Source organism: Flavobacterium sp. P21, assembly GCF_050632225.1.
In the GTDB taxonomy this organism is placed as follows: Bacteria; Bacteroidota; Bacteroidia; order Flavobacteriales; family Flavobacteriaceae; genus Flavobacterium.
The window spans coordinates 3,442,491-3,455,697 of record NZ_CP192585.1 but is presented as its reverse complement, the minus strand read 5'-3'; the positions used below and the strand labels follow the sequence as shown (position 1 = coordinate 3,455,697).

Annotated in this window: 14 protein-coding genes and 1 pseudogene; 11 read left to right on the top strand and 4 right to left on the bottom strand. The window is 35.4% G+C overall.

All coding sequences use genetic code 11. The features are described 5' to 3' along the window. Positions 1-160: 160 nt before the first annotated feature. The 4 genes from ACQ9BO_RS17325 to fdhD form a co-directional block, all read right to left on the bottom strand. A complete protein-coding gene (locus tag ACQ9BO_RS17325) occupies positions 161-802 on the bottom strand; it encodes a type 1 glutamine amidotransferase domain-containing protein (RefSeq protein ID WP_431245143.1) in 642 nt (213 codons plus the stop codon). A 306-nt stretch (positions 803-1,108) separates the two neighbouring features. Next, positions 1,109-2,641 (bottom strand): molybdopterin-dependent oxidoreductase, encoded by a 1,533-nt coding sequence (locus ACQ9BO_RS17320; protein WP_431241732.1) that lies wholly within the window; start codon positions 2,639-2,641, stop codon positions 1,109-1,111. Beyond that, a complete protein-coding gene (locus ACQ9BO_RS17315; RefSeq protein ID WP_431241731.1) occupies positions 2,641-3,429 on the bottom strand; it encodes a molybdopterin-dependent oxidoreductase in 789 nt (262 codons plus the stop codon). The genes ACQ9BO_RS17320 and ACQ9BO_RS17315 overlap by 1 nt, the downstream gene beginning before the upstream one ends. 181 nt (positions 3,430-3,610) lie before the next feature. Further along, positions 3,611-4,492 (bottom strand): formate dehydrogenase accessory sulfurtransferase FdhD, encoded by an 882-nt coding sequence (gene fdhD, locus ACQ9BO_RS17310; RefSeq protein ID WP_431241730.1) that lies wholly within the window; start codon positions 4,490-4,492, stop codon positions 3,611-3,613. A gap of 196 nt (positions 4,493-4,688) precedes the next feature. Between fdhD and ACQ9BO_RS17305 the strand changes: the two genes are divergently transcribed. The 11 genes and pseudogenes from ACQ9BO_RS17305 to ACQ9BO_RS17255 all read left to right on the top strand — a co-directional run bounded on the left by ACQ9BO_RS17305 (position 4,689) and on the right by ACQ9BO_RS17255 (position 13,142). Further along, complete coding sequence (locus ACQ9BO_RS17305; RefSeq protein WP_431241729.1) at positions 4,689-6,257, top strand: Na+/H+ antiporter; 1,569 nt, start codon at positions 4,689-4,691, stop codon at positions 6,255-6,257. 289 nt (positions 6,258-6,546) lie between these two features. Next, positions 6,547-6,870 carry a GlcG/HbpS family heme-binding protein gene (locus tag ACQ9BO_RS17300; protein ID WP_431241728.1) on the top strand — a complete coding sequence of 108 codons (324 nt, stop codon included), beginning with the start codon at positions 6,547-6,549 and terminating at the stop codon, positions 6,868-6,870. Next, a complete protein-coding gene (locus ACQ9BO_RS17295) occupies positions 6,867-6,944 on the top strand; it encodes a hypothetical protein (protein ID WP_431245142.1) in 78 nt (25 codons plus the stop codon). Before ACQ9BO_RS17300 ends, ACQ9BO_RS17295 begins: the two co-directional genes overlap by 4 nt. 54 nt (positions 6,945-6,998) lie before the next feature. Then, positions 6,999-8,012, top strand: a complete 1,014-nt coding sequence (locus ACQ9BO_RS17290; protein WP_431241727.1) for an NADH:flavin oxidoreductase/NADH oxidase — start codon at positions 6,999-7,001, stop codon at positions 8,010-8,012. Between the two features lie 197 nt (positions 8,013-8,209). Continuing rightward, a complete protein-coding gene (locus ACQ9BO_RS17285; protein ID WP_431241726.1) occupies positions 8,210-8,812 on the top strand; it encodes a Crp/Fnr family transcriptional regulator in 603 nt (200 codons plus the stop codon). Positions 8,813-9,105: 293 nt separating this feature from the next. Then, positions 9,106-9,828: an alpha/beta hydrolase gene (locus ACQ9BO_RS17280; RefSeq protein ID WP_431241725.1), complete on the top strand. Its 723-nt coding sequence runs from the start codon at positions 9,106-9,108 to the stop codon at positions 9,826-9,828. Between the two features lie 381 nt (positions 9,829-10,209). After that, complete coding sequence (locus ACQ9BO_RS17275; protein ID WP_431241724.1) at positions 10,210-10,500, top strand: putative quinol monooxygenase; 291 nt, start codon at positions 10,210-10,212, stop codon at positions 10,498-10,500. 38 nt (positions 10,501-10,538) lie between these two features. After that, positions 10,539-10,733 (top strand): hypothetical protein, encoded by a 195-nt coding sequence (locus ACQ9BO_RS17270; protein ID WP_431241723.1) that lies wholly within the window; start codon positions 10,539-10,541, stop codon positions 10,731-10,733. Next, the gene (locus tag ACQ9BO_RS17265; RefSeq protein WP_431241722.1) at positions 10,708-11,208 is read left to right on the top strand and encodes a type 1 glutamine amidotransferase domain-containing protein; all 501 of its coding nucleotides are present in this window, start codon (positions 10,708-10,710) and stop codon (positions 11,206-11,208) included. The genes ACQ9BO_RS17270 and ACQ9BO_RS17265 overlap by 26 nt, the downstream gene beginning before the upstream one ends. Before the next feature lie 136 nt (positions 11,209-11,344). After that, entirely contained in the window at positions 11,345-12,703 is a 1,359-nt protein-coding gene (locus tag ACQ9BO_RS17260; protein ID WP_431241721.1) for an NAD-dependent succinate-semialdehyde dehydrogenase, read from the top strand. A 26-nt stretch (positions 12,704-12,729) separates the two neighbouring features. Continuing rightward, a pseudogene (locus tag ACQ9BO_RS17255) lies at positions 12,730-13,142 on the top strand (DUF2721 domain-containing protein). Positions 13,143-13,207: the final 65 nt, after the last annotated feature.

Below are 13,207 nucleotides of genomic sequence, written 5' to 3'. Positions count from 1 at the left end.
ATGCAGATGCTCAAAAGCTTTATGATAAGTTAGGATTCAAAAAAGCGCTTACATACGATTATTACAGTTATGATCTTAAAGGCTAAAAAAGTACCTATAAAAAAGCCCTCCGAAAGAAGGGCTTTTTTATTATCTAACAAACAGTTATAAATAATTGTTTTTAGTTTGTTTTTGAAGATTCTAAAATAGCAATCATTTTCTCAGCAACACCTTTCGCTGATGCAGGATTTTGTCCAGTAACCAGATTACCATCAGCAATGCTGTTCGCAGACCAAGGAGCAGTGACGTGAAATTTAGCGCCTTGTTTTACAAGTGCAGTTTGTAAATCGAAAGGCACATCTGCTCTTGCGTAGTTATCTTCTTCCAATGTTGTAAACGAAGCTATATTTTTCCCGTTTATCAAGTATTTTCCGTTGCTAAGCTTTACGTTTAATAAAGATACGGGACCGTGACAAACTGCACCAACAACGGCATTTCTTTCGTAGGTTTGAGCAATAGTTTTCTTAAGGAGTGCATTTTCTGGCATATCTACCATTGGCGCAAGTCCGCCTGGTACAAAAATAGCATCATAAGCACTTACATCTACAGTCGAAAGTTTAGTCGCTTTTTGCATATCTGTCCAGCCTTTACCAGTTAAAAAAGCAAGATTATCAGGATCACTGGCTAGATTAAGTGCATCCAAATAAGGTGTGTCGCCTGTTAAACTTGCAAAGTCAATTTGATAATTAGCTCTACTGAATTCACCATAAGGATGCGCTACTTCTGGTAAAAAAGTTCCCGTTCTTCTATTGTTTGGGCCGATTGTATTGGCATTAGAAACAATAATTAATATTTTTTTGTGACATTTTGCACCGATGTATTTTGTTTTGTCGGCAATGATTCATTTTTATTTTGTCCATATGAAACTGAGAATAAAAATGCGGCAGTTAAAATCAGAAAATTTTTCATTGTATTATTTTTTATAATTAATAAATATTTACAAGGCAAAATTATGTCTGATATAAGCGCTAGAAATTGATGTATGGTAAAAAATGAAGGTCTTAAAAATTAGAAAACAGATTCTTTCTTGATTTGGATTTTGGAATAAGATATAATAGCAGACAAAAAATCACAACTGATTTATTCTTTCATAAATTTTTGGGTCATGTTTCTTAATTTTAATTTTCACATATTTTGAAGCCGGCATATTACTGTCCTTCACAACATTATTTATAGATACAAGAACATTGGTTTCTGGGAAATAGGTTACGGCATTTTTTTGAGGTATCTCATAAGAAACAATAATAAATAAAGGAGCAATACGCTCAATATTATCATCATAATTAAATAAGTCTACTTTATCTCCGCTATTGAATCCGGCCTGTTCAATATCCGTTTTATTCATAAATATTACCCTGCGTTCGTTTTTAATGCCGCGATAACGATCGTCAAGTCCATAAATTGTAGTATTGAACTGATCGTGTGTGCGGGTTGTCGCCATTAGGTATTCATCTGGACCAAGAGTGTTATCAGGAATTTCAGTTAAAGTAAAGGGAGCTCTGTCTCCATATTGATTTGTTATGAAATTTCCTTCCCTTGCGACATTAGGCAAATAAAAACCACCTTTTTCTCTGGCTCTTTTATTATAATTTTCAAAGCCGGGAATACATTGCTCGATATCGTCGCGAACGGCATCATAGCTGTCGTGATAACGTTGCCAATTGATTACAGATTTATCTCCTAAAGTTGCCATTGCCATTCGGCATACAATCTGTGTTTCATTAATAAGATTATCCGATACCGGTTTTAGTATTCCTTTTGATGATTGTACAACACCCATTGAGTTTTCTGTTGTTATAAATTGTGCTTCGCCGTTTACCAGATCAATATCACTTCGGGATAATGTTGGTAGAATAATCGCTTCTTTTCCATGAATCAAATGGCTTCGGTTAAGCTTTGTAGAAACAGATACGGTTAAATTAAGTTTTCTCAATGCACTAGCCGTGTAAGATGTATCTGGAGTCGCAGATAGGAAATTGCCTCCCATACTAAAAAGTAATTTTACGTTATCTTCATGCATGGCTTTAATGGCTCGTACAACATCATAGCCGTGTTTGCGTGGTGTCTTAAATCCGTAAAATTCTTGTAACCGATCAAGTTGTTCCTCTGTAGGTTTTTCATTAATCATCATTGTTCTGTTTCCCTGAACATTGCTATGGCCTCGAACAGGGCAGACACCTGCACCAGGTTTTCCAATACTTCCTTTTAGCAACAGAATATTTACAATTTCTCGGATTACGTCTACGCCGTTTGGCTGTTGGGTAAGTCCCATTCCCCAGCAAACAATAATTTGTTTTTTGAAAGCAATCATTTCTGCGGCAATAGTAAGGGCTTCTATAGAAATACCTGAAAGTTCACAAAGTTCGTCAAGCTCGTATTTTTCAAACTGTTTAAGAAATGCGTCATATCCGACTGTTTTTTCCCGGATAAAATCATGATCAAAAACTTTTTCTGGGTTTTGTTTTTCAAGTTGAATTAATAAAATTTCGAGAGCTTTTAAAAGAGCCATATCTCCATTTATTTTTACCGGAAGATATAAATCTGCAAGTTTAACAGCGCTTTTAATCACGCCATTTATCTCTTGTGGATTGCGAAACCCCATTAAACCTGCTTCTGGCAAAGGATTAATAGCAATAATTTTTGCACCATTTTTTTACCTCTTGAAAGTGCGCTCATCATTCTTGGCGAATTAGTACCTGGGTTTTGGCCTACAATTATAATAACATCGGTGTCATAAAAATCATCCAATCTCACAGTTCCCTTGCCAATTCCAATTATTGGACTTAAAGCGGTACCAGATGTTTCGTGGCACATATTAGAGCAATCGGGCATGTTGTTGGTTCCAAATTCTTTAGCAAAAAGTTGGTATAAAAACGATGTTTCATTACTGGTTCTTCCTGAAGTGTAAAAGGCGACCTGATCTGGAGAATCCAGCGCATTTAAATGTTCTGCTATTTTTTTAAAAGCATTATTCCAGCTTATAGGTTCATAGTTTGTACCGTTTTTTGGCAGATACATTGGCTCGGTAAGTCTTCCCATTTTCCCAATATGATAATCATCTAGTTTCGCAAGATCATAGACTGAATTCTCTTTAAAAAAATTCGCAGTAATTTTTTTTGAAGTTGCTTCTTCAGCGAGTGCTTTAACCCCGTTTTCACAATATTCACCAAGATGGGAGCGTTCATCATCAGGATCAGGCCACGCACAGCTCGGACAGTCAAAACCACCAACCTGATTCATTTTAAACAAGGCTTTTGTTCCGCGAATAACTGTTTTTTCCTCTATTATATCGCTGAAAGCCGCCATTACAGCAGGAACTCCTGCCGCCCAATTTTCAACTTTGGTAAGTTTAAGGTGTAAAAGTGTATAAGGGTTTTCAGCGTTAGGCAATTTATTAGTTTCAGATTCGCCACTTTTTTTGAGTTATCTTCTTTCATGACTTATAGATTTTATTGCGATTTAAAGGATTAAATGCATATGAAATTATGAGAAAAGATTAATCATAAAAGTTTTAACCTATTCTAAATTTATATATAAACATTCTTATTAATAATCTCATTTTTATTTGAAGTTAATTTTTATTTGAAGTGGGGATTAAAACATGATTTCCAGAATTATAAATATTAAATCTGCCATCTTTAAGAAAACCAAGCAGTGTAATATTAAATTCTCGTGCCAGTTCTACAGCTAGGCTTGAAGGAGCACCAATGGTCGCAACAATTGAAATACCTGCCATAGCGACTTTTTGAATCAATTCAAAACTAGCTCTGCCACTTAAAACCAAAATATGTTGATCTAAAGGCAAGAGTTTTTTTGCCAAGGCGCGACCAATTAATTTATCCAAAGCATTATGTCTTCCAACATCTTCTTTTAAAAGAATCAATTCTCCTTCAGTAGAAAAAAGACCTGAGGCGTGAATACCTCCTGTAGAAGCGAAACTGGTTTGAGCCAATGTTAACTTATTAGGCGACTGGTAAAGAACTTGCGGAAAAACGGTAATTTCAGTTTTGCTTATCTGACTAAAAACACTAGCTGTTTTAATCGACTCAATGGAGCTTTTTCCGCATACTCCGCAACTTGAAGTGGTGTAAAAGTTTCTGTCGGTATGCAGTAAATCAGGAATTAGATTGTCTCTAAGATCTGCCTGAACAATATTCTTTTTCTGCATTTGACAATCTTTTTCAATGTGATAAATTTTTGATAAATCTTGATAAGAAGAAATAATGCCTTCTGTAAATAAGAAACCAACTGCAAGATCTAAATCATCTCCGGGCGTACGCATGGTTACGGAAATATTTTTCTGTATTTTTTCTGTATCAGAGCCATACTTTACTCTTATTTCTAGAGGTTCTTCGACAGAAAGTATATCGGAGCAGAATGAACTTTCTAATCCATTTACCTTTTGAAGGCTTATATTTTTGATGGAAATTAATTCCGAATCATTGATTTTCATATAAATTCCTTAAAAGTTACTACGTAAATTTAAAAAATTTAAGAGCGCAAAGAATGTATTTTTTTGAGAAAAACTTATAGTTATTCAATAACTCTTATGTTATATGGATGAATATTAATAAATTTGAATAAGTGGTTGATTATGAAAGTGTTTTGAAATAGCGATTTGAACTTAAATACAAACCTTATTCAATTATATGATAGAAGATTTCTCATTTTATTTAGCTTTAGTAGTCCTGATTGTTTTTTTGATAATGCTTAGCAACAAAATCAAATTAGCTTATCCTATATTGTTGGTAATTGCAGGATTGATTATAAGTTTTATACCGGGAGTTCCTGTTTTAAAAATTGAACCCGAACTTATTTTTATAATATTTCTTCCACCTTTGCTCTATGATGCGGCATGGTTAAATTCATGGAAAGAGTTGTGGCATTGGAGAAGAATTATTGGGAGTTTTGCATTTGTAGTAGTTTTTTTAACGGCGGTTTCCGTTGCTTTAGTTGCTAATTTTTTTATTCCGGGTTTTACGCTTGCACTAGGTTTTTTGCTTGGTGGAATAGTTTCTCCACCAGATGCAGTTAGTGCAGGTGCGATATTGAAATTTGTAAAAGTTCCCAAACGAATCTCATCTATTCTTGAAGGTGAAAGTTTGCTAAATGATGCTTCCTCTTTAATTATATTTCGTTTTGCTCTTATTGCTGTGGTGACAGGACAATTTGTTTGGTATGAAGCGACATTAAGTTTTATCTGGATGGTTATTGGAGGCGTAGGAATAGGCGTATTGATTGGTGTTATTTTTTGTAAAACCCAAAAATTTCTCCCAACAGATGCGAATATGGATATTATTCTAAGTTTAGTAACTCCGTATATCATTTACATTACAGCAGAAGAATCTCATGCTTCAGGAATATTGGCTGTTGTGAGTGGAAGTCTCTATTTATCCTATAACAGACATCATTTTCTGGGAAGTTCATCGCGTTTAAGAGCTGAGACGGTTTGGCAAAGTTTTATATTTCTCCTTAACGGGCTAGTATTTTTACTAATTGGTCTTGATCTTCCGGAAATTACTTCCGGATTAAAACAAGAAGGAATCAGTTTTTTTGATGCGACTTTATTTGCCTTCTTAATCACTTTGGTATTAATGTTGGGCAGAATGTTAGTAGCATACGGAGCAGTAATTGTGACCAAAATTGCCAGTCTATTTATTACTGTTGCTGATAAAAATCCAGGTAACAGACTTCCTTTTGTGTTGGGATGGGCAGGAATGCGTGGTGTGGTTTCTCTGGCGACGACTTTGTCAATTCCTGTTACACTTGATGGAAGTCCTTTTCCACATCGAAATTTGATACTTTATATCACTTTTATTGTCATTTTGGCGACATTAGTTTTACAAGGAACAACGCTTCCTTTTGTAATCAAAAAACTTAGAATCCCAAATTTTCAGGATCATCTGCCAAAAGCCGAAACAGAAAGATTTTTAAGAAAAGAATTAGCGAAAGCTTCTCTTGAGTACTTAAAATTAAATGGCAGGGAATCAGAATATAGTATACATCTGCAAAAATGGGTTAGTGAGTGGGAATTTGATATTGATTTTAAAGACAAATCGATTCTGCCAGATGATTATATACTTTATAAAAATATCCTTGAAGAACAGCGACAAATACTTTTGAAAATAAATCGAAGCAAGGAACTTGTTGATGAAGAAATAATAAGAAGGTTTCTTCATAAAATCGACTTGGAAGAAGAAAACCTTAAACAGGAATAATTATTTTACTTCTTTATATATAGACTTCTTATTTTCTGCTGTCATTTAGCAATTTAAGGCAACTATTCCACATCTTAATTTATTATAACTTTTAGTGATATTATCACAGAAACAAATTGCTTCACAGTATCTAAATTTGTTTACTCCCAAACAAAAAAGGTCTTGCTGATTATAATTGCCCTTTCAGTATCTATTATCTGGAAATTATCAGCTCTTTAAGCTGTTAATAACTGGAATAAAGTATTTGTGTGATAGCTGTAGAAAGTTAATTAATGATAATTTTTTAAAAATGGATATTTCAAGTAAACTAGCTTTTACAGCAATGGAAAATGCGGCAAATAAAGCAACTGAGATGAATGTTCCGGTCAATATAGCGGTTCTGGATACGGCTGGATTTCTCAAATATTTTATGAGAATGGACGATGCGTATGTGGGATCTATTGATATCGCTTTGGGAAAAGCAAAAACGGCAATGCTTTTCAGAAAACCAAGCCATGAATTAGGAGATGCTTTTTTGAGGCCTGAGGCCCGTAGCTACGGAATGGAGAATACCAATGGGGGGTTAGTAGGCTTTAAAGGGGGAGAGTTCCTGTTCGAAAGGATAATGAAATAATTGCATACATCGGTGTTTCAGGAGGAAGTTCTGAGGAAGATCTAGAAATAGCCATGGCGGGAAGTATTCTTTAAATAGAAGCAACATTTTGGGGTAAGTGAAACGAATAACAATTAAATTAAATACCGATGACAAAGCTATTTAGTCCTTTAACAATAAAAGGAGTTACATTAAAAAACAGAATTGTCGTTTCACCAATGTGCCAGTATTCTTCTGTAGATGGTTTTGCTACTGATTGGCATTTTGTACACTTAGGCAGTAGGGCTGTGGGAGGAGCCGCTCTTATATTGACCGAAGCAACAGCAGTTTCTCCAGAAGGCCGTATCTCTCCACACGATCTGGGCATATGGAAAGACGAGCATATAGAAAAACTGTTGCAGATTACCAGTTTCCTTAAACAGCAGGGAAGCGTAACAGGAATTCAGCTTGCACATTCTGGAAGGAAAGGAAGTACGATGGTGCCTTGGGAGGGGCACAGTGCAATAAGTATTGAAAATGGAGGTTGGCATCCTTTGGCGCCTTCCGCGATAACGTATTCTGAAAATTATCCTATGCCGGTTGAATTGGATAAATACGGCATCAAAAAGGTTATAGAGGATTTCAAATCTGTCGCAAACAGGGCAATAAAAGCAGGTTTTCAAGTTATAGAAATTCACGCGGGACACGGATATCTGTCGCATCAGTTTTTGTCTCCGTTAACCAATCACCGAACCGATAATTACGGAGGAAGTTTAAATAACAGGATGAGGCTTGTACTTGAGATTTTGGAAGTTATCAAGAAAACTGTACCTGCTGAAATCCCAATATTTGTTAGAATTCCCGGTACTGACTGGGTTGAAGGTGGCTGGACTTCAGATGATGCTATAGCGCTTTCAGCTACACTTAAAGACCATGGAGCTGATGCAGTAGATGTGACAACAGCCGGATTAAGTCATGATCAAAAAATTCCTGTTGGACCTGCTTATCAATTGCCTTTTGCTTCCAAAATAAAGAAAACTATAGGTATAATAACTGCTACTGTAGGGTTAATAACTAATGCTGTTCAGGCAGAATCTATTTTGGTCAACGAAGATGCAGATTTGATCTTTATGGCGCGGGAATTTTTGAGAGATCCTTATTTCCCTTTGACAGCGAGCAACTGAATTAAATGAAAAAATCGACGGTCCTATTCAGTATGCGAGAGCCAGATAATTTTTATGTAACTATTTGGTAGACAATAAGGCAGTATTTAGTTGTAGATTATTCCAAATCTTACCGTATGTCAATTTTTATTTGATAAAGAGTTAAGACATTTGGCGATTGACTTTATTTAATTAAAAGAAGCAAAGGAAAGTCTGCTATGAAAAAATGTAGTGTACAAGATATTTTTAAAGGAGTCGATTTTACTCCCGCCGAAATTAAAATTGTGGAAAGAAAGTTTGAAGAGCTTTTTCCTAAAAAAGGAGATATTCTCTTGAGGCCGGATCATTTTGTATATGATCAGTATTTTGTTTTTGATGGGTGTTTAAGGTCTTATTTTATTAGTCAGACGGGAAAAGAATATACATTGCAGTTTGCTGTTAATGATTGGTGGATTAGCGATTATACCGCTTTTTTTACTGGAGAGAAATCCATTTTTTATATTGATTGTGTTGCCGATGCTGTCATTTATAAAATATCAAAAGAAAGTATGGAGCCGCTTTATAAAGAAGTTCCGCAAATAGAAAGTTTTTTCAGGATTAAGATGGAACGTTTTTTTGGCAGTTATCAAAAAAGAATCTTATCTGAATTGGAATTGACCGCTGAAGAAAAATATTTAAATTTTATAAATAATTATCCAGAGATTGAAAAGTACATAAAAAAGTATCATATGGCTTCCTATCTTGGTATTACAACAGAAAGCCTTAGCAGGGTTAGAAATGATTTGGAGAAAAAAATACGCTTTTGTAAAATTCTCCTGTAAAGATCTATACCATTTTGGAAACTCATATTGTGTAATGATTTTTCATTATGCTTAAGCTTTTTGTTGCAACGAACTCCCCAAACAGATTGTAATCAAAAGGCTCAATACAATTCCGGCGACTTTTTTAAAGACAAGGCTGTCATTATTTCTAGTTTGTTCATTTCGCCATTACTGATGATAATGTATTAAATCATTGTCATGCATTATAAAAAGTTAAAGTCTAATATAAAATTACATCATTATGAAAACGATTATTTTTTTCCGTAGAATTTTGGTCGCCGCAGTACTTTTATTTGCGTATCGCAATAACGATTTCTTTCAATACAATAGAAAATAAAAACTCAAACAAAATTTTAAATGCACCAAAGCCAACAATTGTATTGGTTCATGGAGCATTTGCAGATGGATCGTCATGGAGCAAGGTTATCCCACTTTTACAAAAACAAGGATACACTGTAGTAGCAGTACAGAACCCTCTTACTTCATTACCTGATGATGTAGCCGCAGTAAAAAGGGTATTTGCAGAAATCGAAGGGCCAATTGTTCTTGTTGGACATTCTTGGGCCGGAGTGGTAATTACAGAAGCAGGAAACGATGAGAAAGTTAAATCTCTCGTGTACATTGCCGCATATGCGCCAGATATAAATGAAAGCGCCTTAAGTCTTACTAAAGATGCATACGAAGTCAAAAAATATCCGCCTGCACCAGGTCTTGATAATAGACTTGTTAGTGACGGATATATTCGTCTTCGTGAAGAAGCTGTAGTGGAACATTTTGCTCAAGATCTTCCAAAGGCTGAAGCTAAGGTGATTGCTACTGTACAAGGACGTTTTCACTCAAGCTGTCTTACTGCGACGGTCTCGAATCCTGCATGGAAGTCCAAACCTAGTTTTTACGCTGTTTCTGATAATGATCATATTATATCTCCATTAATGGAAAGAGATATGGCTAAAAAAATAGGAGCTGAGACATTTCATCTCAAAAGCAAGTCATGTATCGATGCTTTCGCAACCTGAAGAAGTGACTAAGATCATTATTAAAGCGGCGCAAAAAATATAAGACCAACAATGTCTTTAAGCAAAGAAGACGCGGTTTCTATCTCGCATTTTCTCTTTAAGTATTTTCTTTTTACTCATAATTAAATCTTTAATAATAAGTGAAATATGGTGTTTGGTTTCTTTTGTTTTACATTTTTCTCAAAAGAATCTATCATTGATTTATTATCACAGATCAATTTTTCGCACCTGTGGTGTTTCTAATTTTACATGTACAAGCTGATGGCCACGGCAAAATTAACGGGTACTGCTTTTAGCTACATTTTAATATGTAAAATTCAGAGGACATGAAATCTCAACAAGCAGTATCGAACATTCTAAAAACTTTAATAACACAAGAACATGGAAAAAGAAGTTATCGTAAAATGGAAAATTAAAGAATCTGAGACAACTAAGATTCTTACACTACTGCCTGAACTGGCTGAACAAACCAAGAAAGAAGCGGGGAATATTTATTACTCTATTTATCAGTCGGAGGATAATCCTAATGAACTAATACTTCATGAACGTTACGTTGATCAGCAGGCACAGGAAGCACACAGAAATTCGAAACATTATCAGTCAATTGTTGTAGATCAGATAGCTCCATATTTGGAGGAACGCACGGTTTATGTTGTAAAAAAATTGATTTAGCTAAAAAGTATATTTATTAATTAAAAAATTTTAAGATCATGAAAAAAGTTTTAATTATTTCGTCAAATACCAATACAATTGGACCATTAAAAAGAAGAACAGGTAATTTTTTACCAGAAGTAGCACATCCTTATGCCGAATTCGCAAGAGCGGGTTATCACATTGATTTTGCCAGCTTGACAGGAGAAAGCCCATATCTTGATAATCTTGAATCTGCTCGCAGACCCCGATAATTTAGCTTTCCTTACCGGAAAAGGCTGGGCAGATATGCAAAAGGGAGTTAAACTTTCTACTGTGGATGTGAGTGTTTACGATGCTATTTTTGTGCCAGGAGGTCTTGCCCCTCTGGTAGATATGGCAGATGATGCACTAATTAAAAAAGTCGTAAAAGAAACTTACGAACGTGGTGCAGTTGTGGGTGCGGTATGTCATGGACCTGTATCCTTATTAAATGTGAAACTCAGTGATGGCAGTTATCTTGTAGACGGTAAAAATATTTCATCTTTCACGACATTAGAAGAGGACAATTATGCACGAGCAGATGTGCCTTTTGATTTGCAAACAGCACTTACTAAACAAGGAGCTATATATCATACCGTAGATCCATGGCAACCCTTCAGTATTGCTGATGGAAAATTGGTTACTGGCCAGAATCCTGCTTCAGGAAAAGGAGTAGGTGAGAAAATCGTAGCGATTTTAGGATCCTAATCTGATTTATTGAATTTGGGCTATTTTGAAAATAAATGGGATTTAAAAGAAATTTTACATCCGGAAATGTTAACTAATTTCAAAATAGCTCAATTTCTTCACGTAGAATTTATTGTTTAACCAATAATTATGTATTATGATAAAGTCAGTAAATCCATATACTCAAAAAGAAGTATTTGAAATTGAGGAGCTGAGTTCAGCACAGGTCGAAAAAGCTATCGATAAGGCAGATACAACATTCCTTTCCTGGAGAGAAGTTTCGTTTAAGGAAAGAAGCAGATTAATGCTGGACGCCGCCAAAGAACTCAGAAAGAATAAACAGGAATATGCTGAAACAATTACCAAAGAAATGGGCAAACCCATCACGCTATCACTCGATGAGATAGAAAAGTGTGCATGGCTTTGTGAATATTATGCAGAAAATGCAGAAAAACAGCTGGCTGACCGAAAGATCGTTACTGAGGCCTTTGATAGTTACGTAACCCATGAACCTTTGGGAGTAGTATTAGCGGTAATGCCTTGGAATTATCCTTTATGGCAAGTTTTTAGGTTTGCAGTCCCGCTTCTTATGGCAGGAAATGTCGGAATTTTAAAACATGCCAGTAATGTAATAGAGTGTGCTGAGAATATCCAAAAAATATTTTGGCGAGCTGGTTTTCCCGAAGGATGTTTTACCAATTTGGCAGTAAGAAGCGGTGAAGTAGAAAAAATCTTAAGGAATAAAAAAGTCAAAGCAGTTGCCCTGACTGGTAGCAATGGTGCAGGAAGTGCAGTAGCGACTATTGCCGGATCTGAAATTAAAAGAAGTGTAATGGAATTGGGAGGTAGTAATGCTTTAGTGGTTTTGGAAGATGCTGATATCGAAAACACCATAAAAACATGCATTTTTTCTCGTTTTCAAAATACAGGACAAAGCTGTATCGCGGGAAAACGCCTTCTTGTGCACAGCGCTATTGCGGCGGAATTTACTCAAAAATTTGTAACTGCGGTCAAGGCACTTAAAAGTGGTGATCCAATGGAAAAAGACACTTACATCGGTACAATGGCTAGAGAAGATCTTGCACAGGAACTTGAAGAATTGGTTCAGAATTCGGTTAAGCAAGGTGCAAAAATATTGACAGGCGGTAAAAGAAACGTAGCCTATTTAGAACCGACGGTATTAGGAGATGTAACTCCGCAAATGTCTGTTTTCACAGATGAAACTTTCGGTCCTGTAATTGGAATCACCATTTTCGATACTGAAGAGCAGGCAGTTGAACTGGCCAATGACAGCATCTACGGACTCGGAGCTTCTATCTTTACCGAAGATCTTCAAAGAGCCAGAAGCTTAATTTCTAAGTTTGATGATGGTTCGGTATTTATAAATGAAAGAGTCAAAAGCGATCCAAGACTTCCTTTTGGTGGAGTCAAATCTTCGGGTTACGGTCGTGAGCTTTCATATGAAGGAATTCAAGAATTTGTTAACGTGAAAACGGTATATATCAACAAATACTAATTAGTGATCATCAAAAAAATCTTATCATGGAAATCTCTATCAATACCCCAGCCATACTTTTTCCGGCCTTTAGCCTGCTGATGTTGGTTTATACCAACCGTTTTTTAGCGGTAGGCTCCTTAGTACGGGAATTGATTATCCAGCAGGAAAAAATGAAACAGATCATTATCTGTACGATCAAATTAAAAATTTGAAGAAAAGGCTGACTCTAATTAAAAACATGCAGGAGTGGAGTGTTGCCGGTTATTTGTTTACAGTGGCTTCTATTTATTTGATTTATATTGGACAGCCTATTTATGGCGAATATGCATTTGCTTTGGCCGTATTAACATTTTCTATTTCACTGATTTTGTTATTGGTTGAGGTTTATTACAGTACTGGAGCACTTCAAATAGTTCTGACCAAATTTGATCTTCAAAGAGAATCCGATAAGAAATGATCTTTAATCACAAGAGTAATATATAAGTTGTCTTGGAAATGATTTTATAATTTAAAAACATTAAA

Excerpts from the sequence above, each read along its gene's own strand:
- ACQ9BO_RS17320 (WP_431241732.1), bottom strand. The coding sequence starts at position 2,641 with ATGGGGTTTCGCAATCCACAAGAGATAAATGGCGTGATTAAAAGCGCT.
- fdhD (WP_431241730.1), bottom strand. The coding sequence starts at position 4,492 with ATGAAAATCAATGATTCGGAATTAATTTCCATCAAAAATATAAGCCTT.
- ACQ9BO_RS17305 (WP_431241729.1), top strand. The coding sequence starts at position 4,689 with ATGATAGAAGATTTCTCATTTTATTTAGCTTTAGTAGTCCTGATTGTT.
- ACQ9BO_RS17300 (WP_431241728.1), top strand. The coding sequence starts at position 6,547 with ATGGATATTTCAAGTAAACTAGCTTTTACAGCAATGGAAAATGCGGCA.
- ACQ9BO_RS17290 (WP_431241727.1), top strand. The coding sequence starts at position 6,999 with ATGACAAAGCTATTTAGTCCTTTAACAATAAAAGGAGTTACATTAAAA.
- ACQ9BO_RS17285 (WP_431241726.1), top strand. The coding sequence starts at position 8,210 with ATGAAAAAATGTAGTGTACAAGATATTTTTAAAGGAGTCGATTTTACT.
- ACQ9BO_RS17275 (WP_431241724.1), top strand. The coding sequence starts at position 10,210 with ATGGAAAAAGAAGTTATCGTAAAATGGAAAATTAAAGAATCTGAGACA.
- ACQ9BO_RS17270 (WP_431241723.1), top strand. The coding sequence starts at position 10,539 with ATGAAAAAAGTTTTAATTATTTCGTCAAATACCAATACAATTGGACCA.
- ACQ9BO_RS17260 (WP_431241721.1), top strand. The coding sequence starts at position 11,345 with ATGATAAAGTCAGTAAATCCATATACTCAAAAAGAAGTATTTGAAATT.